Source organism: Luteimonas sp. 9C, from assembly GCF_902506295.1.
Classification (GTDB): Bacteria; Pseudomonadota; Gammaproteobacteria; order Xanthomonadales; family Xanthomonadaceae; genus Luteimonas.
In genome coordinates this window covers 1,363,948-1,387,966 of record NZ_LR733312.1, presented here as the reverse complement: position 1 = coordinate 1,387,966, position 24,019 = coordinate 1,363,948, and the positions used below count along the sequence as shown (strand labels likewise).

At 69.3% G+C, this 24,019-nt stretch carries 22 protein-coding genes, 3 tRNA genes and 1 pseudogene; 16 read left to right on the top strand and 10 right to left on the bottom strand.

Annotated elements, in window-relative coordinates; translation table 11 throughout:
- The first annotated feature begins 118 nt into the window (after positions 1-118).
- From alaS to CURTO8I2_RS06200, 4 genes are all read left to right on the top strand, one after another.
- Entirely contained in the window at positions 119-2,764 is a 2,646-nt protein-coding gene (gene alaS / locus CURTO8I2_RS06215) for an alanine--tRNA ligase (protein WP_159679583.1), read from the top strand.
- Between the two features lie 158 nt (positions 2,765-2,922).
- A complete protein-coding gene (gene csrA, locus CURTO8I2_RS06210; RefSeq protein WP_159679581.1) occupies positions 2,923-3,129 on the top strand; it encodes a carbon storage regulator CsrA in 207 nt (68 codons plus the stop codon).
- 50 nt (positions 3,130-3,179) lie between these two features.
- Positions 3,180-3,272: transfer RNA gene (locus tag CURTO8I2_RS06205), tRNA-Ser, on the top strand.
- A 103-nt stretch (positions 3,273-3,375) separates the two neighbouring features.
- A tRNA-Arg gene (locus tag CURTO8I2_RS06200) sits at positions 3,376-3,452 on the top strand.
- A 447-nt stretch (positions 3,453-3,899) separates the two neighbouring features.
- Here the strand turns inward: CURTO8I2_RS06200 and CURTO8I2_RS06195 are convergent.
- From CURTO8I2_RS06195 to CURTO8I2_RS06165, 7 genes and pseudogenes are all read right to left on the bottom strand, one after another.
- Positions 3,900-5,190: pseudogene (locus CURTO8I2_RS06195) on the bottom strand (nucleotide sugar dehydrogenase).
- A 55-nt stretch (positions 5,191-5,245) separates the two neighbouring features.
- Positions 5,246-6,085 carry an alpha/beta hydrolase gene (locus tag CURTO8I2_RS06190; RefSeq protein ID WP_236551013.1) on the bottom strand — a complete coding sequence of 280 codons (840 nt, stop codon included), beginning with the start codon at positions 6,083-6,085 and terminating at the stop codon, positions 5,246-5,248.
- The gene (gene thiD, locus CURTO8I2_RS06185; protein ID WP_159679578.1) at positions 6,082-6,894 is read right to left on the bottom strand and encodes a bifunctional hydroxymethylpyrimidine kinase/phosphomethylpyrimidine kinase; all 813 of its coding nucleotides are present in this window, start codon (positions 6,892-6,894) and stop codon (positions 6,082-6,084) included. The genes CURTO8I2_RS06190 and thiD overlap by 4 nt, the downstream gene beginning before the upstream one ends.
- A 39-nt stretch (positions 6,895-6,933) precedes the next feature.
- Positions 6,934-7,614, bottom strand: coding sequence for a YoaK family protein (locus tag CURTO8I2_RS06180; RefSeq protein WP_159681573.1), 681 nt, complete (start codon positions 7,612-7,614; stop codon positions 6,934-6,936).
- A gap of 169 nt (positions 7,615-7,783) precedes the next feature.
- A complete protein-coding gene (locus tag CURTO8I2_RS06175; RefSeq protein ID WP_159679576.1) occupies positions 7,784-9,184 on the bottom strand; it encodes a PhoH family protein in 1,401 nt (466 codons plus the stop codon).
- Between the two features lie 124 nt (positions 9,185-9,308).
- Positions 9,309-9,791, bottom strand: a complete 483-nt coding sequence (locus CURTO8I2_RS06170; RefSeq protein ID WP_159679574.1) for a peroxiredoxin — start codon at positions 9,789-9,791, stop codon at positions 9,309-9,311.
- Positions 9,792-9,874: 83 nt separating this feature from the next.
- Complete coding sequence (locus CURTO8I2_RS06165; protein ID WP_236551012.1) at positions 9,875-10,441, bottom strand: glycine cleavage system protein R; 567 nt, start codon at positions 10,439-10,441, stop codon at positions 9,875-9,877.
- 218 nt (positions 10,442-10,659) lie between these two features.
- Between CURTO8I2_RS06165 and dapA the strand changes: the two genes are divergently transcribed.
- Both dapA and CURTO8I2_RS06155 read left to right on the top strand, forming a co-directional pair.
- Positions 10,660-11,562, top strand: coding sequence for a 4-hydroxy-tetrahydrodipicolinate synthase (dapA, locus tag CURTO8I2_RS06160; RefSeq protein WP_159679572.1), 903 nt, complete (start codon positions 10,660-10,662; stop codon positions 11,560-11,562).
- 19 nt (positions 11,563-11,581) lie between these two features.
- Positions 11,582-12,094 carry a hypothetical protein gene (locus tag CURTO8I2_RS06155; RefSeq protein WP_159679570.1) on the top strand — a complete coding sequence of 171 codons (513 nt, stop codon included), beginning with the start codon at positions 11,582-11,584 and terminating at the stop codon, positions 12,092-12,094.
- Between the two features lie 94 nt (positions 12,095-12,188).
- On the opposite strand, the gene fdxA is transcribed toward CURTO8I2_RS06155, so the two are convergent.
- Positions 12,189-12,512, bottom strand: coding sequence for a ferredoxin FdxA (gene fdxA, locus CURTO8I2_RS06150; protein ID WP_159679568.1), 324 nt, complete (start codon positions 12,510-12,512; stop codon positions 12,189-12,191).
- A gap of 277 nt (positions 12,513-12,789) precedes the next feature.
- Positions 12,790-12,865: transfer RNA gene (locus CURTO8I2_RS06145), tRNA-Glu, on the bottom strand.
- 124 nt (positions 12,866-12,989) lie between these two features.
- On the opposite strand from CURTO8I2_RS06145, the gene pcnB reads away from it, so the two are divergent.
- From pcnB to CURTO8I2_RS06110, 7 genes are all read left to right on the top strand, one after another.
- Positions 12,990-14,327 carry a polynucleotide adenylyltransferase PcnB gene (pcnB, locus tag CURTO8I2_RS06140; protein ID WP_159679566.1) on the top strand — a complete coding sequence of 446 codons (1,338 nt, stop codon included), beginning with the start codon at positions 12,990-12,992 and terminating at the stop codon, positions 14,325-14,327.
- Between the two features lie 10 nt (positions 14,328-14,337).
- On the top strand, positions 14,338-14,832 hold the full coding sequence (gene folK, locus CURTO8I2_RS06135; protein WP_159679564.1) for a 2-amino-4-hydroxy-6-hydroxymethyldihydropteridine diphosphokinase: 495 nt from the start codon (positions 14,338-14,340) through the stop codon (positions 14,830-14,832).
- Positions 14,833-14,993: 161 nt separating this feature from the next.
- Positions 14,994-15,809 carry a 3-methyl-2-oxobutanoate hydroxymethyltransferase gene (gene panB, locus CURTO8I2_RS06130; RefSeq protein ID WP_159679562.1) on the top strand — a complete coding sequence of 272 codons (816 nt, stop codon included), beginning with the start codon at positions 14,994-14,996 and terminating at the stop codon, positions 15,807-15,809.
- A gap of 110 nt (positions 15,810-15,919) precedes the next feature.
- A complete protein-coding gene (panC, locus tag CURTO8I2_RS06125; protein ID WP_159679560.1) occupies positions 15,920-16,786 on the top strand; it encodes a pantoate--beta-alanine ligase in 867 nt (288 codons plus the stop codon).
- A gap of 114 nt (positions 16,787-16,900) precedes the next feature.
- Positions 16,901-17,281 (top strand): aspartate 1-decarboxylase, encoded by a 381-nt coding sequence (panD, locus tag CURTO8I2_RS06120; protein WP_159679558.1) that lies wholly within the window; start codon positions 16,901-16,903, stop codon positions 17,279-17,281.
- Complete coding sequence (gene pgi / locus CURTO8I2_RS06115) at positions 17,281-18,813, top strand: glucose-6-phosphate isomerase (RefSeq protein WP_159679556.1); 1,533 nt, start codon at positions 17,281-17,283, stop codon at positions 18,811-18,813. Before panD ends, pgi begins: the two co-directional genes overlap by 1 nt.
- Positions 18,810-19,313, top strand: coding sequence for a GNAT family N-acetyltransferase (locus CURTO8I2_RS06110; protein ID WP_201295483.1), 504 nt, complete (start codon positions 18,810-18,812; stop codon positions 19,311-19,313). The genes pgi and CURTO8I2_RS06110 overlap by 4 nt, the downstream gene beginning before the upstream one ends.
- A gap of 39 nt (positions 19,314-19,352) precedes the next feature.
- Here CURTO8I2_RS06110 and queG read toward each other — a convergent pair whose 3' ends face one another.
- Positions 19,353-20,435: a tRNA epoxyqueuosine(34) reductase QueG gene (queG, locus tag CURTO8I2_RS06105; RefSeq protein ID WP_236551011.1), complete on the bottom strand. Its 1,083-nt coding sequence runs from the start codon at positions 20,433-20,435 to the stop codon at positions 19,353-19,355.
- A 26-nt stretch (positions 20,436-20,461) separates the two neighbouring features.
- Between queG and CURTO8I2_RS06100 the strand changes: the two genes are divergently transcribed.
- The 3 genes from CURTO8I2_RS06100 to CURTO8I2_RS06090 all read left to right on the top strand — a co-directional run bounded on the left by CURTO8I2_RS06100 (position 20,462) and on the right by CURTO8I2_RS06090 (position 24,006).
- Positions 20,462-21,997: an NAD(P)H-hydrate dehydratase gene (locus CURTO8I2_RS06100; RefSeq protein WP_159679554.1), complete on the top strand. Its 1,536-nt coding sequence runs from the start codon at positions 20,462-20,464 to the stop codon at positions 21,995-21,997.
- Entirely contained in the window at positions 21,994-22,479 is a 486-nt protein-coding gene (gene tsaE, locus CURTO8I2_RS06095; protein ID WP_159679552.1) for a tRNA (adenosine(37)-N6)-threonylcarbamoyltransferase complex ATPase subunit type 1 TsaE, read from the top strand. The genes CURTO8I2_RS06100 and tsaE overlap by 4 nt, the downstream gene beginning before the upstream one ends.
- Before the next feature lie 75 nt (positions 22,480-22,554).
- On the top strand, positions 22,555-24,006 hold the full coding sequence (locus CURTO8I2_RS06090; protein ID WP_159679550.1) for an N-acetylmuramoyl-L-alanine amidase: 1,452 nt from the start codon (positions 22,555-22,557) through the stop codon (positions 24,004-24,006).
- Positions 24,007-24,019: the final 13 nt, after the last annotated feature.

Below are 24,019 nucleotides of genomic sequence, written 5' to 3'. Positions count from 1 at the left end.
CGGCCTGCTACCCTTTGCGGCTGTGGGCACTGCTCCGGACCTGCACCCGTCTAGATGGCGGACGCGCACGGCTGCCGGGGATGCCCATTCCCTCCAGCACGACCGTCACGCCAGGCCCATGACCACGCAGACCCCCACCAGCACCGCCCAGATCCGCAGCGACTTCCTCGAGTTCTTCAAGGGCAAGGGCCACACCATCGTCCCGTCGGCGCCGCTGGTGCCCGGCAACGATCCCACGCTGCTGTTCACCAACTCCGGCATGGTGCAGTTCAAGGACGTGTTCCTCGGCGCCGAGAAGCGCAGCTACGTGCGCGCGGCCGACGTCCAGCGCTGCCTGCGCGCGGGCGGCAAGCACAACGATCTCGACGTCGTCGGCTACACCGCGCGTCACCACACTTTCTTCGAGATGCTCGGCAACTGGTCGTTCGGCGACTACTTCAAGCAGGACGCCATCGCCTGGGCCTGGAAACTGCTCACGCAGGTCTGGAAGCTGCCCGCCGAGCGCCTGCTGGTCACGGTCTACCAGACCGACGACGAGGCCTACGCGCTGTGGCGTGACATGGTCGGCATTCCCGAAGACCGCATCGTCCGCATCGGCGACAACAAGGGTGCGCCGTTCGCCTCCGACAATTTCTGGCAGATGGCCGACACCGGCCCCTGTGGCCCCTGCACCGAGATCTTCTACGACCACGGACCCGCGCACTTCGGTGGCCCGCCGGGCTCGCCCGACGAGGACGGCGACCGTTTCATCGAGATATGGAACCTGGTTTTCATGCAGTTCGACAAGCAGTCCGACGGCACGCTGGTGCCGCTGCCTGCACCGTGCGTCGACACCGGCATGGGCCTGGAGCGCCTTGCCGCGATCCTGCAGGGCGTGCACAGCAACTACGAGATCGACCTGTTCCAGGCCTTGATCCGCAAGGCCGGCGAGCTCACCGGCACGCAGGATCTGGAGAACAAGTCGCTGCGCGTGATCGCCGATCACATCCGCGCCTGCAGCTTCCTGATCGTCGACGGTGTGCTGCCGTCGAATGAAGGCCGCGGTTACGTACTGCGCCGGATCATCCGCCGCGCGCTGCGCCACGGTTGGATGCTCGGCGTGCGCCAGCCGTTCTTCAGTGCGATGGTCGGCACGCTCGACGACGTGATGGGCGATGCGTATCCGGAGCTGCGCGAAAAGCGCGAACTGGTCGAGCGCGCGCTCAAGGCGGAAGAAGAACGCTTTGCCGAAACGCTGGACGCCGGCATGCGGATCTTCGATGACGTCGCCTCGCGCAGCAACGGTGCGATTCCCGGCGAGGATGCGTTCCGTCTCTACGACACCTATGGCTTCCCGCTCGATCTCACCCAGGACATCGCGCGCGAGCGCGGTCTCGAGGTCGACATGCCGGGCTTCGACGCCGCCATGCAGCGCCAGCGCGAGACCGCGCGCGCCGCAGGCAAGTTCACCTCGAGCGCGGGGCTGTCGGCCGACCTCGTCGCCCAGCTGACGCCGACCGTGTTTGTCGGCGACGACCAGCATGAAGCCGGTGACCTGCAGGTCGTCGCACTGCTGGTGGGTGGCCGTCCGGTCGAGTCCGCCTCGGCCGGCGACGAGGTCGTCGTGATCCTCGATCGCACCCCGTTCTACGGCGAGTCGGGCGGGCAGGTCGGCGATACCGGTGTGCTCGAAGCCGACGGTGTGCGTTTCGAAGTCGAGGACACGCAGAAGTTCGCGGGCCAGTTCCACGGTCATGTCGGGCGTCTGATCTCGGGCACGCTGCGGCGCGGTGACCGTGTGCGTGGCGCGATCGACAGCGCGCGCCGCGGCACCATCGTGCTCAACCACAGCGCGACGCACCTGCTGCACGGCGCGCTGCGCGATCTGCTCGGCACCCACGTCGCGCAGAAGGGCTCGCTGGTCGCGCCCGAACGCCTGCGTTTCGACTTTTCGCACTTCCAGCCGGTGACGGCCGACGAACTCGCCGAGATCGAACGCCGGGTCAATGTCGAAGTGCGTGCCAATCATCCGGTCAGCATCGAGCAGATGGACATGCAGGCCGCGCTCGATTCCGGCGCGATGGCGTTGTTCGGCGAGAAATACGGCGAGCGCGTCCGCGTGGTGACGATGGGCGAATCGGTGGAGCTGTGCGGCGGCACGCATGTCGACCGCACCGGCCGCATCGGTCTGTTCAAGCTCGTCACGGAAGGTGGCGTGTCGTCCGGCGTGCGCCGTATCGAAGCACTGACCGGTCAAGCCGCGCTCGACCACGTGCGCAGCGATGAAGAGCGCATGCGTCACGCGGCCGGCCTGCTCGGCGGTACCGCCGGCGAAGTCGGCGAGCGCCTGCGCGCATTGCTCGACCGGCAGAAGCAGCTGGAGCGCGAGCTCGAATCGCTGAAAGCCAAGGCGGCCAGCGGCGCGACCGCGGACCTCGGCGCCTCCGCGATCGACGTCGCCGGCATCAAGGTCGTTGCCGCGCGTCTAGAAGGACTCGATGCCAAGGCCTTGCGTGATGCGGTCGATCGCCTCAAGCAGCAGCTCGTCGATGTCGTCGTCGTACTTGCAGGTGCCAGCGACGGCAAGGCGGCCCTGGTGGCCGGCGTCGGTGGGGCGGCCACCGGTCGCATCAAGGCGGGCGAACTGCTGTCGCATGTCGCCGCCCGCACAGGCGGCAAGGGAGGCGGTCGGCCCGACATGGCCCAGGGCGGCGGAGAGGACGGACCGGCGTTGCTGGCCGTGCTTGGTGAAGTGCGCCAGTTGGTGGCGGAACGTCTCGGCTAAGCGGGCGCTAAACGCGCGCGCCGGGTTGTTGACCGGCTGCGCGGCAGGGGACATGCTTCACGGCCTAAATGAGGTCTGTAATCGGTTTCCAAGGTCGAGAACGGTCCGAATACAGTCCACGCCGGCGCGTCGAAACGCGCCGGTTCCAGGAGATTGACATGTTGATTTTGACCCGCCGCGTCGGAGAGACGCTGATGATTGGTGACCAGGTCTCGGTGACCGTTTTGGGCGTCAAGGGCAACCAGGTGCGGATCGGTATCACCGCCCCCAAGGATGTCGCCGTGCACCGCGAAGAGATCTACCAGCGCATCCACAGCGAACACGATGCCGCTGTCGTGCAAGAAGATTTGCCGCAGACGCCCTGAGCCGTTATCCTTCGCACCGCGTTCGGCGCTTGCGTCGAACGTGTTGCTTCGGAGAGTTGCCCGAGTGGCTGAAGGGGCTCCCCTGCTAAGGGAGTATGGGGCTTAAAACTCCATCGAGGGTTCGAATCCCTCACTCTCCGCCACTGCTCGAATTCGATCTGATTTCTCCGGAAATCGAACAGAAAAAATTCCTGCCAGTGGTTGACGAAGCCAACGTTTTGCTAGAAAATTCCGCTTCTGTTCAAGGCGCCCGTAGCTCAGTTGGATAGAGCACCAGGCTACGAACTTGGGGGTCGGAGGTTCGAATCCTTCCGGGCGCACCAGAACAACGAAGAGGCCAGCGAGCGATCGCTGGCTTTTTTGTTGCGCGCGTGTTTTTCGTCGCGATGCCGGCGATGGTTTGAACAGGGCTGTCTCAAGAACGGTAGCAGCGCATGCGCGGCGACGCGTGCCTTTGATGCCGGTTGCGATGGCAGGGCCTGCACGGAGTCGCCCGATCGGGCTTCGCACAACACCGCATCTTGTGGAGGCGCGAGCGCTGCGCCCTGCGCATACGCGATGCAAGAGGGCGCGCCCGGCGTGCGTGCCTCAATCCGGCGCGCGGTGCGGCGCGCCCGCGAGGCTGATTGCGATCGGACGTCGTGGTAACACGCGTCGCGCTGCGACGCGGACTGACGCAATCGACCCGCTGCCGCCAAGGCAATGCGCCCGGTCCATGCGTCCGCAGCTGGAACAGATCCGCGGCGGCCGCCGCGCGCCGACGCGATGCGCTACAGGCGCGCGTCCACCGCGTCCGCGGGCAGGATCGCCTTGACGTCGAACAGCACCGCGCCCGGCTTGCCGAATGCACGCAGACCGTCGGCACCGAGTTCGCGGAACTGGGTGTGGGCGACGGCGAGCACGACCGCGTCGTAGGCGGCGGACTCCGGCATCGCGATCGGCGTCAGGCCGTACTCGTGCTGTGCATACGCCGCGGCGACCCACGGATCGTGCACATCCACTTCGATGCTGTAGCTCTGCAACTCGCGCACGACATCGATGACGCGCGTATTGCGCAGGTCCGGACAGTTTTCCTTGAACGCCAGGCCCAGCACCAGCACGCGCGCGCCGGCGGTCTGGATGCCGCGCTGCTGCATCAGCTTCACCACGCGCTGGGCGACGTGCAGGCCCATGCTGTCGTTGATGCGGCGCCCGGCCAGAATGACTTCAGGGTGGTAGCCGATCTCCTGCGCCTTGTGCGTCAGGTAATACGGATCCACGCCGATGCAGTGTCCGCCGACGAGGCCCGGCCGGAAGGGCAGGAAGTTCCACTTCGTCCCGGCCGCTTCCAGCACCTCGTGCGTATCGATGCCGAGCCGGTCGAAGATCAATGCGAGTTCGTTGACCAGGGCGATGTTGACGTCGCGCTGGGTGTTCTCGATGACCTTGGCCGCCTCGGCGACACGGATGCTCGACACGCGGTGCGTGCCTGCCTCGACGATGTCGCGGTACAGCGCGTCGACGAAGTCCGCCGCCGCGTCACTGGAGCCGGCCGTGACCTTCAGCGTGTTCTCCAGACGGTGCTGCTTGTCGCCCGGATTGATGCGTTCGGGGCTGTAGCCGACATGGAAATCCTCGAGGAAACGAAGGCCGGATGCGGCCTCGAGGATCGGCACGCAGATCTCTTCCGTCGCGCCCGGGTAGACCGTCGACTCGAAGATCACCACGCCGCCGCGCTGCAAGGCTGCACCGACCGCACGGCTCGATGCTTCCAGTGCCGACAGGTCGGGCCGCTTGTAGGCGTCGACCGGCGTGGGCACGGTGACGATGTGCACGTTGCAGCTCGCGAGCTCGGCTGCGTCTGCGCTGTAGCGGCAGCTGCGCGGCCGCGCGCAGCTCGTCGCGCGACAGTTCGCGGGTGTGGTCCTCGCCGTGCTGCAGGCCGTCCACGCGCGTCCGATCGATGTTGAAGCCCAGCGTCGCATGGCGGCGGCCGAACGCGACCGCGAGCGGCAGACCGACGTAGCCGAGGCCGATCACGGCAATGCGGATGTCGTCGCGTGCGGGCAGCGGTGCGGTCATGCAGGGAGTCGCTCGTTGGGCAATCGGCGCAGTGTAGCGGCCCCCTGCAGAAGGCTCAGGCGTCGGCGAGCCAGGCGGCGATCGCGTCCGGTGTGCGCATCCAGGCGAAATGGTCGGCCTGCGCGCCCAGGCGCGCGGCATCGAATCCAGTGGTCGCGGCGTCCGCGCTGCCGAGTTTGCCGAGCAGGAAACGCAGTGACGATGCGGGGCCGAGCCAGTCGTCCTCGAGCCAGGCTGCGCGCACAGGCACCTCGACCCGCGCCATCGCCGCGTCGATGTCGACGTCGAGGCCACGCGCCGTGTAACGCCCGCGCAATCCGCTGCGCGTCCAGTCGGCGATCACGCCGCGCGATTCGTTGCCGGCGAAGCCGAGCCGTCGGCCCGGCAATACGCCGCGCGCGCGCGCGAGCCAGTCCATGAAGCGATACAGCGGCGGCAGCGTGTAGCGCACACGGCGCGGAAACGCGCGCCAGTAGGGCGCGCCGCTGGCGACCAGCCAGAGCGCGTCGGCCGCGTCCGGCTGCAACGCGAGATGGCAACAGGCGAGCTGACCGCCGAGGCTGTGTCCGCCGATGATGCGCATCGCGCCGGGCACCGCGGCATCCAGCGCCGCTTCGCTGCGCGCGATGTCGGCCAGCAGGTCCTGATACCCCCAGTCGTGCGCGCGGCCGGCGCGCAGGCTGCTCGAACCGATACCGCGCCATTCGTGCAGGCCGACCGCGACACCGCGCGCCGACAGCGCGTCGGCGAAGGGCAGGTAATGCCGGGCGGGGACGCCCATCGCCGGCAACCACAGCACCCGGCGCGTCGGCGCATCGGGGACGCGGATGATCAGCTCGACGCGATGGCCGTCGTCGCTGTCGAGCGACTCGACGCGGGTCGCCGCCGTACTCACGATGCGATCGGACCCAGGTGTCCGAGCACGCTGACCGCGCTGCGGCCCGGTCGATAGGCATCGCGCATGGCGCGGTGCACGTAGTCGATGCCGGCGCGGCATGCAGCTGCCGCTTCATCGCCGAGCGCGAGGCGGGCCGCGATCGCCGACGACAGCGTGCAGCCGGTGCCGTGGCCGTCGATGTCCAGCCGCGGGGCCCGGTGCGCGAAGGCCGTCGCGGCATCGGCGTAGCGATCGATGACCTCATCGCCTTCGTCGAGATGGCCGCCCTTGAGCAGGACGCCCTGCGCGCCGAGTGCACGCAGCGCGGCCAGCGCCACGTCGGCATCGGCGCCCGCCGCGATGCGTCGACCGAGCAGCAGTTCGGCTTCCGGCAGGTTCGGTGTCAGCACGTGTGCGCGCGGGATCAAGCGCTCCCGCAAGGCGCCCAGGGCATCGTCGTCGAGCAGCTTGGCGCCGGAGGTCGCGATCATCACCGGGTCCAGCACCACCGGCACGTCGGGATGCAGCGCCAACGCAGCGGCAACCGCTTCGACGATCTCGGCGGTCGCGAGCATGCCGATCTTGACGCCGCACACGTCGAAATCGTCGAAGCAGGCATCGATCTGCGCGCGCAGGAATGCGACCGGCGGCGCATGCACCGCGGTGACGCCGCGGGTGTGCTGTGCGGTGAGCGCGGCGATCGCGGACAGGCCATGCACACCGTGCGCGGCGAAGGTCTTCAGATCGGCCTGGATGCCGGCGCCACCGCCGGAATCGGAGCCGGCGATGGTCAGTGCGGAGCGGGGGCGTGCAGACGTGTGCGACATGCGTGCATTGTGCCTGCGGGCGCCGTGCATCGCAGCGGTTCAGTGCGCGCCGTCGGGGCGTGCGCCGCGCCAGTGCCGGTACAGGGTGTAGCCGATGCCCGTCACGCCGGTCAGCGCCGCGGGGACCAGCAGCGCCCGATAGCCGATCGCGCCGTAGAGCCAGGCGCCGGCGATGCCGCCGCCGAGAAAGCCGCCGATGATGAGTGCGCTGAGCGACAGGCGTCTGACCGGTAGCGCGCGTCCCCGGATCAGATGGCCGAGACCGAGACCGAGGTCGGTGAACATGCCGCTCAGATGCGTGGTGCGCACCAGCGCACCGCTGTAGGTCGTCACCATCGCGTTCTGCAGGCCGCAGGCCATCGCCGCCAGGAGTGCGCCGTGGATCTGGGTGCGCAGGAACAACGGCACCGCTGCCGCCAGCAGCGCCGCCTCGAGTGCCAGCGTGACGCCGTAACGCCGACCCAGGCGCAGGCGCTCGTCCTGCAGGATCACACCGCTGACCGCCGCGCCCGCGCAGAAGGCGACGACCACCGCTGCCAGATGCAGGACGATGCGCCAGTCCCGCGCAACCAGGGCGGCGCCGAGCAGACTGGTGGTGCCGGTGAGATGGCTCACCGCCTGATGTTCGAATCCCAGATAGCCGATGACGTTGACCATGCCGGCCACGCAGGCGAGCGCGACCGCGCCGATCCAGACCCACGTCGGCAGCCGCATGCCCAGGCTCAGTGCCCCGGCGTGCTGCGCGGCGCGGGCGCCTGCGGTCGTGGGCGTTGGGTGTGCGGCGCGCCGCCGCAGGATTGCGCGTCCGCGCGCGACACGCGGACATGCCGCCCGCGCATCGCGTCACGGCGCGGCGCGATGCGCGCCGTCGCCGTTGGCCGCCGGGGTCTCACAGGACTTCGGAAGCGAAATCCGCCAGGCGCGAGCGCTCGCCCCGACGCAAGGTCACGTGCGCGCTGTGCGCCCAGTTCTTGAAGCGGTCGACCGCGTAGGTCAGACCCGACGTCGTCTCGGTGAGGTAGGGCGTGTCGATCTGCTCGACGTTGCCCAGGCACACGATCTTCGTGCCGGGACCGGCGCGGGTGATCAGGGTCTTCATCTGCTTGGGCGTGAGGTTCTGCGCCTCGTCGAGGATGAGGTAGCGCGACAGGAACGTGCGCCCGCGCATGAAGTTCATCGAGCGGATCTTGATGCGCGAAGCCAGCAGATCGTTGGTCGCCGCGCGGCCCCAGCTGCCGCCATCCTGGTTGTGGGTCAGCACTTCGAGGTTGTCGGTCAGCGCGCCCATCCAGGGCGTCATCTTTTCCTCTTCCGTACCGGGCAGGAAGCCGATGTCCTCGCCGACGCTCACCGTCGCGCGGGTCATGATGATCTCGCGGTAGCGCTGCTGGTCCATCGTCTGCGCCAGTCCCGCGGCGAGCGCGAGCAGGGTCTTGCCGGTGCCGGCGGTGCCGAGCAGGGTGACGAAGTCGACCTCCGGATCCATCAGCGCGTTGAGCGCGAAATTCTGCTCGCGGTTGCGCGCGTTGATGCCCCAGACCGCATGCTGGCTGTGGCGGAAGTCGTCGACGATCTGCAGCGTCGCGCGGCCCTCTTCCACCCGGGTCACGCGGAATTCGGATTCCTCGTCGCCCGGCAAATAGAGGAACTGGTTGGCGTACCAGCCGTCGTCTTCCGAGACGGCGAGGTCGTAGTACGTGCGGCCCTTGTCGGTCCACGAACGCAGATCCTTGCCGTGGATGGTCCAGAAGTCCGCCGGCAGCGCGGTCGCGCCGGTATAGAGCAGACTGAAATCGTCGAGCGCCCGGTCGTTCTCGTAATCCTCGTTCGGGATGCCGGCGATCGCGGCCTTGATCCGGAGGTTGATGTCCTTGGAGACGAAGACCACCGGATAGTCCGGCTCCGTGCGGACCAGGTCGAGGATCGCCCCGAGGATCCGGTTGTCGGGCGCGGCGGCGCCGAACGAGGTCGGATCTTCGGTCGGTGTCGTGGTCTGGAACCGCAGCTTGCCGACGCTCTGCGCGCCGCGCAGCTGCAGGCCCTGCGGCCGCAGCAACGGCAGGCCCGTCGCGATCTGGTCGCTGCCCGCCGCCTCGATCAGTTCGTTGAGGAAGCGGCTGACCTGCCGGGCGTTGCGGCTGGCTTCGCTGGTGCCCTTCTTGCCGTTGTCGAGTTCCTCGATCACCTGCATCGGCAGGTAGACATCGTGCTCCTCGAACTTGAACAGCGCCGTGGGATCGTGCATGAGCACGTTGGTGTCGAGAACGTAGACGCGCTTGCCTTTGGTCATCATCGTCAGTCGGCGTTCCGTGTTGGAGAAGGGATGACGGAGGTGGAGCGGGTGTCGCACACGCACGACCGCGCCGCCGCGACCCGCGAAACGGGAGGGCGGCATGCACGTTCGGAAAGGGTCGTCACTGCGACTGCGCAGCCTGGAGTGCGTCGAGTACCGCCTGCGCATGGCCGGGCACGCGGACCTTGCGCCATTCGGACGCGATGCGGCCGTCGGGATCGATCAGGAACGTGCTGCGTTCGATGCCCAGCACGGTCCGGCCGTACATGTTCTTCTCGCGGATCACGTCGAACGCGCGACACAGTGCTTCGTCCGCGTCGCTGACCAGCGGAAACGCGAATCCCTGTTTGGCGCAGAAGTTGTCGTGCGATTTCACCGAGTCGCGCGAGACGCCGAGCACGTCGGCGTCGAGCGCCTGGAACTGCGGCAGCAGCGCGCTGAAATCCAGGCCCTCGGTCGTACAGCCGGGCGTTGAATCCTTCGGGTAGAAGTAGAGGGCGAGCCAGCGTCCGGCGTGGTCGGCCAGCGTGGCCTTCGCGCCGCCCGACAGCGCCAGTGGCAGCTGCAGGGTGGCTTTCGCGAGCTTCTTGCGTGTTCCGCTCATCGTTCGAACGGGCGTTCCATTGCGACGGTCGTGATCACAATGCGCGTGTGTTCCTGCTTTCGCAAGCGTCCGCGCGCATCGGCTCAGAACTTCATCGGATCCATGATCGCGTCGAGGTTCAGGTGGTCGCAGAACTCAAGGAAATCGTCGCGCAGCGCGGCGATGTGCATGTTCGCCGGGATGCCGATCGTGATCTGCGCCGAGAACATGTCGGCGCCGGTCTGCATCGCGCGATAGCGCGAGGAGTGCAGGCTTTCGATCGTGATGCCCTGGCGGTCGAAGAAGTCGGCCAGTTGGAACAGGATACCGGCCTTGTCGGCCGCGACCACTTCCACCACGTAGGGCAGCAGGTTCGACTGGATCGGCTTCGGGCCCGTGCGGTACCACACCAGCTTCAGGTCTTCCTCGCGCTCCAGGCGCGTGAGCATCGCTTCGAGCTTGGCGACCGCATCCCACGGACCGTTCGCCAGTGCCGTGACCGAGACATCGCGGCCGACGGTCGACAGGCGCGTGTCGACCATGTTGCAACCGCTGTCGGCGATGCGACGCGACACCGACAGCAGCGGCGAGGCCGGATGCGTCGTGTACGCGTTGATCAGCAGGTAATTCTCGTTCGGCGAGGGCCGGGCAGCGGTATCGGTATCGGTCAAGGGGGCGTCCGCGGCGGGAAATCTGTTCGACCGCGAGGGTCGATGGCGACTGGAGGGTGAACGGCGGTCCGGGCTCGGCCGGATGCTTTGGTCAGCATACTTGCCCGCGCTTCGTGGCCGCAAGTAACATCGGCCAGCATTTTCCGGGCCAAACCGCGTGTTTCCCGGCCTCGACGTCACCCAGCGACCGTGCCGCGGTCGGCCATCGGATTCCCATCTTGCGACTTTCAGGCAGCATCACCGCACTCGCCACGCCCTTCGACGCCACCGGTGCACTCGACCGCGCGGCGTGGAAACGCCTGGTCGAATGGCAGCTGGCCGCCGGCACGCAGGGACTAGTGGTCGCCGGCTCGACGGGCGAGGCGGCTACGCTGGAAGACGATGAATACGACTGGCTGGTCCGCAGTGCGGTCGAGCTGGCTGCCCGGCGTGTGCCCGTACTGGCCGGCACCGGCCTGCCGGCGACGTCGAAGACCATTGCAGCCACGCAGCGGCTCGCGCAACTCGGCGCGGACATCGCCCTGGTCGTGGTGCCGGCCTACGTGCGTCCCACGCAGGCAGGCCTGCTCGCGCACTACCGCGCGGTGGCGGACGCCGGCGGTCTGCCGGTGATGCTCTACAACGTCCCCGGCCGCACCGGGACCGACCTGCTGCCCGAGACCGTCGCCGAGCTGGCGCGGCACCCGCGGATCGTCGGCATCAAGGAAGCGCACAGCGGTGTCGAGCGCATGCAGGCGCTGCTGGCTTTGCAGGGCGACGACTTCGTCGTGCTCAGCGGCGACGACCCGACGGCCGCGCGCGCGATGCTCGCCGGCGCCGACGGCGTGATCTCGGTCGTCTCCAACGTGGTGCCTGCTGCATTCCGCAGATTGGCCGATCTGTCGCGTAGCGGTCAGGTCGAGGCCGCGCACGACTGGGACGCGCGCCTGCAGCCGCTGCACGCGTTCTGCGGCATCGAACCCAATCCCATTCCCGTCAAGGCGGTGCTGGCCAGGCAGGGCTTCGGCCATGGCCTGCGTCTGCCTCTGACGACACTGGCCCGGGCGCATGATGCGCAGGCCGACGATGCGACGCGACTCGCGGCAGACCTCGAAACGTCCTGCCGCGCCCGCGCCGCCTGATTTCCCAGGAGATTCCACGATGCGTCCACCCCGTTCCTCCATGCGCGTCCTCGCCATTGCCGTCGTCGCGGTTGCAGTCGTGGGCACCAGCGGCTGCCGCTGGTTCAAGAAGGACAATGCGCTGTACGCGCAGAGCCCGGAAACCCGCCCGCTCGAAGTCCCGCCGGATCTCGACCGCCCCAGCACCGCCGGCGCGATGGCGCTGCCGGAGGCGCCGACGTCGGTGACCCGCTCCGGCACGGCTGCGGTGCCGGCCGATTCGAACGTCTCCTTCAGCGCGACCGGTGCACGTGATGCGGTATTCGCGCAGGTCGGCGAGGCCCTGGCCGCAACCGACGGTGTCACCGTCAACAGCCGTTCGCAGGCGCTGGGCACCTACGATGTGTCCTACGCGGGCAGCCAGTTCCTGGTGCGCGTGGCTTCGCAGCAGGGTGGCGCGGTGGTGTCGGCGGTCGACCCGCGCGGTGTCGCCGCGACCGGTGAGGCGCCGACGCGCCTGATCGCCGCGTTGCAGGCCGCGCTCGCGCAGTAAGCCCGACAGCGACGTCCTCGATGGGCGTCGCCGATGGCCGGACAAGAAAACGGGCGCTTCGGCGCCCGTTTTGCGTACAGCATGCCCGGCGTGATCAGCGCTCGAGCAGCGGCAGTTTGTCGGACTTGCCTTCCCAGTCCTTGGCGTCGGGCAGAGCGTCCTTGCGCGTCGTGATGACCGGCCAGGCCTTGGCGAGGTCGGCATTGAGCGCGACGAAGGCCTCCTGGCCCGCCGGCACGTCGTCCTCGGGATAGATCGCGTTGATCGGGCACTCCGGCTCGCACAGGGTGCAGTCGATGCACTCGTCGGGATCGATGACCAGGAAGTTCGGCCCCTCGTGGAAACAGTCCACCGGGCAGACTTCGACGCAGTCGGTGTACTTGCACTTGATGCAGTTTTCGGTGACGACGAAAGGCATGGATTCGGATCGGGCAGGGCGAAGACGGGCTGCAGTTTAAGCCAGCGCTTCCGCTGCCGGTGCGAAGCGTTCGTATTTCCGGCCGGCGCCGCCCTGATGGTTCGATGATTTCCGAAGTGCGACGGGGCCCGGTGACGATCGAACGGACCGAGCCGGATCGTGCGTCGGGGCCTGCAGGCCGTCCGGACGCGCCGGGGGGCTGTGCGAAGACGCATACGCACCCGCCGCCCAAACGCAGACAGCCCACGCTGTGCGGCGCGGGCTGTCTGCTTGTGTATGGTGCTCCCTACGGGATTCGAACCCGTGTTTTAGCCTTGAGAGGGCCACGTCCTGGGCCTCTAGACGAAGGGAGCTGGGGTGCCGCGAACGGCTCCGGTGGGACGACCGGCCTGCAAACGCGTCTAAGACGTGTGCAGCTTGCTAGTATATCAGGCTTGCTGGCGCCGCAACGGCCGCCTGAGAATTTTTTCAGACTTGATGCATACCGATTCCGCTTCCATTCAACGCGACACGACCGCCGGCCTGCGGGTCATTCCGCGCGACCAGCACACCATCTCGCGGCGGCAGATCAGCCAGAACGCGTTGCGCGTGCTCTATCGCCTGCACGAGGCCGGCCACCAGGCCTATCTGGTCGGCGGCGCGGTGCGCGACGTGCTGGTCGGCCTGACGCCGAAGGATTTCGACATCGCCACCGACGCGACGCCGGAGCAGGTCAAGGGCCTGTTCCGCAACTGCCGGCTGATCGGCCGCCGCTTCCGGCTGGCCCACGTCGTGTTCGGCCGCGAGATCATCGAAGTGGCCACGTTCCGCGCCAACGTCGACGACGGCAGCGGCGACCGCGAAGTCCACGACGGCGGGCGCCTGCTGCGCGACAACGTCTACGGCACAATCGAGGACGACGCGGTGCGCCGCGACTTCACCGCCAACGCGTTGTATTACGCGATCGCCGATTTTTCGGTGCGCGACTACACCGGCGGCTTCGAGGACGTGCAGAACCGGGTGATGCGCCTGATCGGCGATCCCGATACCCGCTACCGCGAGGATCCCGTGCGCATGCTGCGCGCGGTGAGACTGGCCGCCAAGCTGGGCTTCGCCATCGAGCCGGGCACTGCCGAGCCGATTCCGCGCCTGGCGTCGCTGCTTGCCGAGGCCGCACCGGCGCGTCTGTTCGAGGAGTGTCTGAAGCTGTTCCTGTCCGGGCATGCCGTGGCCAGTTTCGAAGGCCTGGAGCGCTATGGCCTGTTGCCGGCGCTGTTCCCCGAATCCGCCGCCGCGCTGGCCAGCAACCGCAGCGGTGCGTTGCGCTCGATGGTGCTCGCGGGTCTGGCGTCGACCGATGCGCGCGTCGCCGCAGGCGATCCGGTTTCGCCCGCGTTCCTGTTCGCCACGCTGCTGTGGCCGGCGTTCTGTCGCGCCTGGATGAAACTGCAGGCCGACGGTGTGCAGCCGGTCGAGGCCCAGCGTCGCGCGGCCGATCGGGTCACGCTGCACCAGGTGACGACGGTGGCCTTGCCGCGCCGGTTCTCGTTGCCGATGCAGGAAATCTGGCTGTTGCAGGCGCGCTTCCCGCTGCGCCAGCGCAAGCGCGTGACGCGCACCCTGTCGCACCCGCGTTTCCGGGCCGCGTTCGACTTCCTCGTGCTGCGCCAGACGGCTTCCGACGCGCACGCGGCGGATGTCGCGTTCTGGGAAGAAGCCCAGCACGATCCCGACCATGCGATCGCGCTGTATCCGGGCGACGACGAGACGGGCGACGAAGCGGGCGCACCGCGTCGTCGCCGTCGTCGTCGCCGTGTGCCGAACGCCGCAGGATGACGTCGCGCGCATGAGCGTGCGTGCCTGGATCGGGCTCGGCGGCAATCTCGGCGATGTGCCGCAGGTCCTGCGCGATGCCGCCGCCATGCTGTCCGCGCTTCCGGACATCGGCAGCCTGCAGCTGTCGTCGCTGTATCGCACGCCGGCCTGGGGCCGGACCGACCAGCCCGATTTCGTCAATGCGGTCGCGGTCCTGCACACCGAACGCGCGCCGATGGATCTGCTCGATGCGCTGCTCGAGATCGAGCGCACGTTCGGACGCACCCGCAGCGACGCCGCCGGCGACCAGTGGGGGCCGCGCACGCTGGATCTCGACCTGCTGCTGTACGGCGATGCGGTGATCACGTTGCCGGGACTGACCGTTCCGCATCCGCGCCTGCACGAACGCGCGTTCGCGCTGGTGCCGATGCTGGAGCTCGATGCCGGCATCGTGATTCCCCGCATCGGCAGCGCAGCCGATGCGCTCGCGCGCGTCGATCGCGCCGGCATCGAAGCGCTGCCCTAGACGCGCAGCCGCCGTTCGCGCGACGGATCGCGCAGCGCCTGTGTCTGCCTGCGCCGCCTGGCCTATCGCCTGGCCCCGACGCATCGGGTTCGACGCAGCGGCCTCGTCCACTGCGGCGTGTCGTGCGGACCGTGTCCGGGCATTGGTGCGACACTAGGCCGATGAACACTTCATCCTCCGCGCCCGTCACCGTGCCCGCACTGTTCGAGGCGCGCGCCGCCGGTCGCCGGCTCGCGATGCTGACTGCCTACGACGCCGGCTTCGCCCGTACCTTCGATCTCGCCGGCGTGGACCTGCTGCTGGTCGGCGATTCGCTGGGCATGGTGGTGCAGGGGCACGGCTCGACGCTGCCGGTGACCGTCGACGACATCGCCTACCACACCGCCTGCGTGGCCCGCGCCGTGCACCGCGCGCTGGTCATCGCCGACCTGCCGTTCCAGGCCGATGCCACCCCCGAACGCGCGCTCGATGCATCGACGCGGCTGCTGCAGGCCGGCGCCGGCATGGTGAAGCTGGAAGGCGCGACGCCGAACAAGTGCGGGGTCGTGCGGTTTCTGGTCGAGCGCGAGATTCCGGTCTGCGCGCATCTCGGCCTGACCCCGCAGTCGGTGCTGCGTTTCGGCGGCTTCAAGATCCAGGGGCGTGGCGGCGCCGCGGCGCAGGCGCTGCGCGACGACGCGCGCGCGATCGTGGAAGCGGGCGCGACGCTGGTCGTGCTCGAAGGCGTGCCCGCGGCGCTGGCGGCCGACATCACCGCCGCCTCGCCGGTCCCGACGATCGGCATCGGCGCCGGCCCGGGCTGCGACGGCCAGGTGCTGGTGCTGCACGACATGCTGGGTCTCGACAGCGGCCATCGCCGGCCGAAGTTCGTCCGCGACTTCCTCGTCGAGGGCGGCTCGGTGGCCGGCGCGGCGCGTGCCTATATCGACGCGGTGCGTGACGGCAGCTTCCCCGGACCGGAACACTCCTACAAATAAGCGCGCGTCGTGTCGGGGCAGAGTCATGGCGACGCGAAGCGCGCGGTGCCGATGACGCCCGCGCTCGCCGATCTGCGAAAATCGACGCGTCTCCCGAAGCCGGATCCGCTGTGATCGATACCGTCCACGACCTCGCCGCGCTGCGCGCACGGATTGCCGACTGGAAGCGCGCAGGCCTGCGTGTCGGCCTCGTGCCGACGATGGGGAATCTGCACGCCGGGCATTTCTCGCTGGTCGAGGCGCTCCGCGCGCGGGTGGATCGCGTGGTCGCCAGCGTGTTCGTCAATCCGACCCAGTTCGGTCCGAACGAGGATTTCGCCCGCTATCCGCGCACGCCTGACCAGGACGCGCAGGGCTTGGCCGCTGCAGGCTGCGATCTGCTGTGGCTGCCGTCGGTCGAGGCGATGTATCCGCTGGGCCTGCACAACACGGTGACCGTGCGCGTGCCGGGCGTGACCGAGGTGCTCGACGGTGCGCACCGTCCCGGCCATTTCGATGGTGTGGCGACCGTGGTCGCGCGCCTGTTCAACCAGGTGCAGCCGGATGTCGCCGCGTTCGGGCGCAAGGATTATCAGCAGCTCGCGGTGATCGGACATCTGGTCGCCGATCTCGCGTTCCCGGTCGAACTGCTGCCGGTCGCGATCGCCCGCGAGGCCGACGGCCTGGCCATGAGTTCGCGCAACCAGTATCTCGACGCCGATGCGCGCGTCCGCGCGCCGGCGATGCAGGCGGCCCTGCGCGCCCTGCGCAGCGCGATGCAGGGCGGCGCGCCTGCAGCCGCCGCGACGGACGCGGCCGCGGCGGCGCTACGCGAGGCTGGCTTCGTGGTCGATTACGTCGAAGTGCGGGCGCCCGACCTGTCGGCGTACGTCGACGGCCAACCATTGGCCGTGGCGCTCGCTGCCGCGCGGCTGGGCGCGACACGCCTGATCGACAACCTCGAATTCAGCCTCGACGGCACGCCCACGGCCGGCTGAATCTCCCGCCGCCGCAGCGGCGGGTGATGTTGCGATGCCGCAGAGGGTCCCTATACTTCGCGGTTCCTGCGGGCTTCCCGCGTTGTCCGATGCCGTGATCCGGCCGCATCCGCCATGCAACTCACCCTGCTGAAAGCCAAGATCCACCGCGCCTCCGTGACCCACGCCGAGCTGCACTACGAAGGCTCGTGCGCGATCGACGGCCGCCTGCTCGACCTGTCGGGCATCCGCGAGTACGAGCGCATCGAGATCTACAACATCAACAACGGCGAGCGCTTCGCGACCTACGCGATCCGCGCAGAAGTCGGCAGCGGCATCATCTCGGTCAACGGCGCCGCCGCGCACAAGGCTGGCGTGGGCGATCTGGTGATCATCTGCGCCTACGGTGCGCTGGACGAAGCCGACGTGGCGAAGTTCAAGCCCAAGCTGGTGTACGTGGACCGCGACAACCGCATGACCCACACCAACGACTCGATTCCTGCACAGGCCGCCTGATGACGACGGCGGCCCGGCGGATCATCGAAGCGCTGGCGCCGCACGCGCGTCGCCTCGAACCGGCGCGCATCGCCGACCTCGTCGACACCGATGCGGCGCGTCCGCACGACTTCGCCCTGCGCATCGGCGGGCTCTACGCCAGCTTCGCGCGCCAGCGGCTCGACCGCGAGGCGCGCGATGCGCTGGTCGCGCTCGGTGACGCCGCGACGCTGCCGCAGGCCTTCCGCGCGCTGTTCGATGGGGCCACCGTCAACACCTCGGAACAGCGCCCGGCGCTGCACGTCGCGCTGCGGTCCGCGTTGTCGGACACCGCGATCGCGCGTGACGCGCATGCGCAGGCCGTCGAGGCGCGCGTGCGCATGGCGGAACTCGTCTCGCAGCTCGAAGCGTCCGAGGTCACCGACATCGTCAATGTCGGCATCGGCGGCTCTGATCTCGGCCCGCGCCTGGTCGTCGACGCGCTGAAGGATTTCGGCACCGGGCGTTTCCGCGTGCATTTCCTGACCAACGTCGACGGCAGCGATGCGCAGCATCGTCTGGCGAAACTCGATCCGTCGAAGACGGCCGCGATCCTCGTCTCCAAGACGTTCGGCACGCAGGAAACCCTGCTCAACGGCGCGGTCGTGCGCGACTGGCTCGGCGGCAGCGAACGCCTGTACGCGGTCAGCGCCAACGTGCCGCGCGCCGAGGCCTTCGGCGTCGCGCCCGAGCGCGTGCTGCCGATGTGGGACTGGGTCGGCGGACGTTACTCGCTGTGGTCGGCGGTCGGTTTCTCGATCGCACTCGCGGTCGGCATGGACGGTTTCGAGGCGCTGCTCGCCGGCGCTGCCGACATGGACGCGCACGCGCTGCAGGCGCCGATCGGCGAGAACCTGCCGCTGCTGCATGCGCTGACCGGCGTGTGGAACCGCAACGCGCTCGGCCTCGCCACGCATGCCGTGCTGCCCTACGACGAGCGCCTCGCGCTGCTGCCGGCGTATCTGCAGCAGCTGGTGATGGAGAGCCTCGGCAAGTCGGTCACGCCCGATGGCGAGGCCGTCGGCATCGACACCGTGCCGGTGCTCTGGGGCGGGCCGGGCACGAACTCGCAGCACAGCTTCTTCCAGGCGCTGCACCAGGGCACGCAGACCGTGCCGGCCGATTTCATCGGCGTGGTGAATCCCGCGCATCCGCATGCTGACAACCATGCGGCGTTGCTGTCGAACCTGCTCGCGCAGACCGAGGCGCTGGCCAACGGCTACTCGGCGGACGATCCGCAGAAGTCGTATCCGGGCAACCGTCCCTCGACGCTGCTGCTGCTCGACCGTCTCGACCCGCGCAGTCTCGGCGCGCTGATCGCGCTCTACGAGCACAGCGTCTACGCGCAATCGGTGCTTTGGGGTATCAATGCCTTCGACCAGTGGGGCGTCGAACTCGGCAAGCGCATCGCCGGCGAACTGATGCCCGCGGTGCAGGGCGAGGACGTGGCCGTGGCCGACCCGGTCACGCGCGCCTTGCTGGCCGAGATCCGCGCGCGCGCCTGTCACGGGTGAGCGCGCCGTTCCGGATCCGTCATGCCGAGCCGGCCGATGCTGCCGGCCTGCATGCACTGTTTTCGGACGTTTCGGCCTATGCCGGCACCTTGCAGCCGCCCTATCCGTCCCGCTCTGCATGGACACGGCGTCTGACCGACATGCCGGGCCATGTCGTGCACCTGGTGGCCGAAGATGCCGGCGTCGTGATCGGCGGCGCCGGTTTCGATGTGATCCAGCACCCGCGCCGCCGGCATGTCGCCAACCTCGGCATGGCGGTATCGCATGACCGGCGTCGGGCGGGAGTCGGGACGGCGCTGTTGACGGCGGCCGTCGACACCGCCGAACGCTGGCACGGCGTCCGCCGGATCGAACTCGAGGTCTACGTCGACAATGCAGCGGCGATCGCGCTGTATGCGCGCCATGGCTTCGTCGAAGAAGGGCGGGCGCGTGGCTATGCGCTGCGTGACGGCGCGTACGTCGACGTGATGCTGATGGCGCGGCTCGCCGCTGACGTCTGACGCCGAAGCCTGTCGGCGCGGGACGCGGCGCGCAGCGCGTCAGCGCGCGCCGTGGCGGGCCAGCGCCCAGTCCACGTGTTCGTCGACCAGCGCATCGCCGGACTGCCGGCGTGCACGCAGCGCGGCGAGGGTCTCCGGCGTCGTCGGTGCATTGCCGAGCGCGACCGCGAGATTGCGCAGCCAGCGGCGATGGCCACTACGGCGGATCGGCGAGCCTTCGGTGCGCTGCAGGAACTCGTCCTCGTCCCAGGCAAACAGCTCCGCCAGGCTCGCGGTGTCGAGGCTGTTGCGCGCGCGGAAGTCCGGTTCGTCGGTGCGCTTGGCGAACTTGTTCCAGGGGCAGACCAGCTGGCAGTCGTCGCAGCCGAAGATGCGGTTGCCGATCAACGGACGCAGCGAGACGTCGATCGCGCCTTCGTGTTCGATCGTCAGATACGCGATGCAGCGCCGCGCATCGAGCCGGTGCGGCGCGGTGATCGCGCGCGTCGGGCACACGTCGATGCAGCGCGCGCAGGTGCCGCAGTGGGCGGTCGCCGGCGGATCGACCGGCAGCGGCACGTCGACGTAGATCTCGCCGAGAAAGAACCACGAGCCGCCGTCCTTGTCGATGAGACAGGTGTGCTTGCCGATCCAGCCCAGGCCGGCATTGCGCGCGAGCGCGCGTTCCAGCACCGGCGCCGAGTCGACGAAGACGCGGTGGCCGAACGGACCGATTTCCTCGGCGATGCGATGCGCGAATTTCTGCAGCCGGTTGCGCATCAGCTTGTGATAATCGCGGCCCAGCGCATACCGCGCCACGTAGGCACGACGTCCATCGGCGAGTGTGTCCCAAGCGCGGTCGTCGTCGTTGCGGCCGTAGTCGAGACCGACCGACAGTACGCGCACCGTGCCGGGCAGCAGCGCATCCGGGCGCGCGCGCAGGTCGCCGTGGCGCGCCATCCAGTCCATGGTCCCGTAGAGCCCCTGCGCCAGCCAGTCGCGCAGGTGCGCTTCGTCCTCGCGCAGATCGATGCCGGCGATGCCGCAACGCTGGAAGCCCATCTCGCCCGCGATCGCCTTGATGCGCGCGGCGAGCGCGTCGGGCGATGCGGGAGATGGCGTGGTGTCGGCGGCAGGTTTCACGATGCGCGAAGTATAGAATCCGCGCGATGAGTGCTCCCTGTGCCACGCCTGCGCCCGGCGCTTCGCTGCCGGGTACCCCGATGTACGACGCGGCCGCGCTGCGCGCGATCGAGGTCGCGGCGCTCGCGCACGAAAGCGACGCCACCACGCTGATGCAGCGAGCCGGGCAGGCGGGCTGGCGCACGCTGCTGGCGCACTGGCCGCAGGCGCGGCGCATCGTCGTGGTGTGCGGGCCGGGCAACAACGGCGGCGACGGGTACGTGCTGGCGGCGCAGGCGCATGCGTCAGGACGCGAGGCCACTGTCGTCCGGCTCGACGCGCAAGTGCCGCGCACCGCAACCGCGCAGGCGATGGCCGCCGACTTCGAGGCCGCGGGCGGCCGGATTCTCCGCTTCGAAGGCGCCTTGCCGGCTGCCGATGTCGTGGTCGATGCGGTATTCGGCATCGGGCTGTCGCGTGCGCCGGACGCCGCGACCACGGGTCTGATCGACGCCATCAACAGCACGGGCGTGCCGGTGCTCGCATTGGATACGCCCAGCGGCCTGTCGGGCGATCGCGGCAGCGCGCCCGGCGCTGCGGTCCGCGCGACCCGCACGCTGCAGTTCCTGGCGCCGCAACTGGGGCTGCAGACCGGTAACGGGCCGGACCATGCCGGCACCCTGTCGCTGGACGCGCTTGGGGTCGACGCGCACTGTCTGGCGGATGCGCAGCCGCAGGCGCGTCGGCTCTGCGCGCGTGACCTCGCGCACTGGCTGCGGCCGCGTCCGCGCAATGCGCACAAGGGCAGCCATGGACGCGTGCTGTGCATCGGTGGCGACCACGGCACCGGCGGCGCGGTGCTGCTCGCGGCCGGCGCCGCATTGCGCGCAGGCGCGGGACTGGTTGAAGTCGCGACCCAGGGTGTACACGTCTCGCCGCTGCTCGCGCGTTGGCCCGAGGCGATGGTCCGCCGTACCGACAACGTCTACGCGCTGGCCGGCGCCCTTGAGGCCGCCGATGTCATCGCGCTGGGTCCCGGCCTCGGGCAGGGCAGCTGGGGCCACGCCCTGTTCGACGAAACGCTCGACGCGGCCAGCGCGGCCGGGACGCCGCTGGTGCTCGATGCCGATGCGCTCAATCTCCTGGCTGCGCGTCCGCGCGCCCTCCCGCCGGGTGCCGTGCTCACCCCACATCCGGGCGAAGCCGCGCGCCTGCTCGGGGTCGAGACCGCTGCCGTCCAGCGGGATCGCCCCGACGCCGTGCGCGCACTGGCCACGCGCTGGAACGCCGTTGTCGTACTCAAGGGCGCCGGCACCCTGGTCTGCGCGCCCGGCGGATTGCCCTGGCTGATCGCCGCCGGCAATCCGGGCATGGCGACCGGCGGCATGGGTGATGTGCTGACCGGCGTGATCGCCGCCCTGCGCGCGCAGGGGCTCGACGCCGAGCACGCGGCCGCCTGCGGCGCGCTGCTGCACGCGGTGGCCGGGGACACCGCCGCGCGCACGGCCGGCGAACGCGGCCTGCTGCCGGTTGATCTGATCGACGCGCTGCGCGCCTGCGCGAATCCGGAGGTCCATGCATGATCCACCGTCACCTGCCCGACGACGCCGCGACGCAGCGGCTTGCCGAGGCTCTGGCAGCGAACCAGCCGCGCGGCGCCGTCGTCCATCTGCAGGGCGATCTGGGCGCCGGCAAATCCACGCTGGCGCGCGCCTGGCTGCGTGCGCTGGGCGTGACCGGCACGGTCCGCAGCCCCACCTATACGCTCGTGGAGCGGTATCCCGTCGAGGGCGGCGAGGCGCTGCATCTGGACCTCTACCGGATCGGTGACGCCGGCGAATTCGACTTCCTCGGACTCGACGACATCGATGCCGCGCTGTGGCTGGTGGAGTGGCCGGAACGCGGGGCGGCGGCCTTGCAGGCGCCGGATCTGGTGATCCAGCTGGCGATCGAGGGCGCGGGGCGCGCGGTCGAGCTCGTGCCCGGCGGACCGCTCGGCGCCGGGTGGCTGGCCGCCGTGTCCGACGATCCACGTTTGTCTGCGCTTTCTGAACCGAAACCATAGGAACGATCTGCAGGCCACGGATTTGAAAGGGAAAACGGCTTGCAATGTTCCAGGTGCGGTGATTGACTAGCCGCCATGCGCATCCGGGGGATCAATCTGTCTCAGCTCGCGTTGGCGGTCGCCCTGATCGCCGCGCTGTGCTGGAACATCGCCTACGGCGCCGAGCTGCGCGGCGTTGATGTGCGCACCGGGGCCACGGGCACCCGCGCCGAGCTCCGGCTCGATGCCCGCGCCGAGTATTCGGTGATCTCCCTGGCCAATCCCGACCGTCTGGTCGTCGACCTGCCCGGCATCCGCCTGCGCACCACGGCGATGCCTGCCGGTGCCGGGACCATCCGATCCGTCCGCAGCGGCCAGCCGGTCGCCGGGACCACCCGCATCGTGTTCGACCTGTCGTCGTCAGTGAAGGCGATGCCGCCGCGGATCGAAGACAGCCCGGACGGGCCGACGCTCGTCATCGAATGGCCCGGCGATGGTGCTGGCGATCCGATCGCGCGCATCGCCGCGGCAACCGCGTCACCGTCCGGCGCCGGCGATGCGCCGGCCCCCGCGCCGGCTGCCGATCCGGCGGTGGCCTCGAACGACGCGACCTCGCGGCTGATCTCGAGCATGGGTCCGCAACAGGGACCCGCGCCCTCCACGCCGGCGCCCCAGGCCGTCGCCGCCCAGGCGCCCGCCACGCCGTTGCCCCCCGCGCCCATTCCCACGCCGCAGCCCGTCGTACAGCGAGAGATCGCGCCGGCTGCGCAGGTGCCGATGCCGGCCGCGGTCGGGCCGGGCATGCGGCCGCTGGTGATCGCGATCGACCCCGGCCATGGTGGTCGTGATCCCGGCGCCATCGGGCCGTCCGGTTCGCACGAAAAGAACGTGGTGCTGGCGATCTCGCGCGAACTCGCGCGTCAGATCAACGCGACCCCCGGCATGCGCGCGCATCTGGTGCGCGAGAACGACAGCTACATCGAACTGCCCCAGCGCGCGCTGCGCGCCCGTCGGGCCAAGGCGGACATGTTCGTGTCGATCCATGCCGACGCCGCGCACAACCGCGCGGCCTACGGCTCGTCGGTCTACACCCTGTCCACGCGCGGCGCCTCGTCGCAGCAGGCACGCTGGCTGGCCGACCGCGAGAACAGCGCCGATCTCGTCGGCGGCGTCTCGCTGTCGCAGGACACGCTGTCGAACGTGCTGCTGGAGATGGCGCAGAGCGGCCACATGCGCGCGTCCCAGGATGCCGCGACGCACGTGCTGTCGGGCCTGCGCAATGTCGGCAAGACGCACAAGGCCAACGTGGAGTACGCCAACTTCTCGGTGCTGCGCAACGCGGACATGCCGGCGATGCTGGTCGAAACCGGCTTCATCTCCAATGCCGAGGAAGAGCAGCGCCTGCTCGACCCCGCGCACCAGCGCCGCCTCGCCACGGCCGTGCTCAACGGCATCAACACCTACTTCATCGCCCAGCCGCCACCGGGCACGCTGTATGCCGCGCGTGCCGCGGCAGCCGACGCGGGCGCGGCCGGCGGCAGCCCCTGAATCCCCGGGCGCA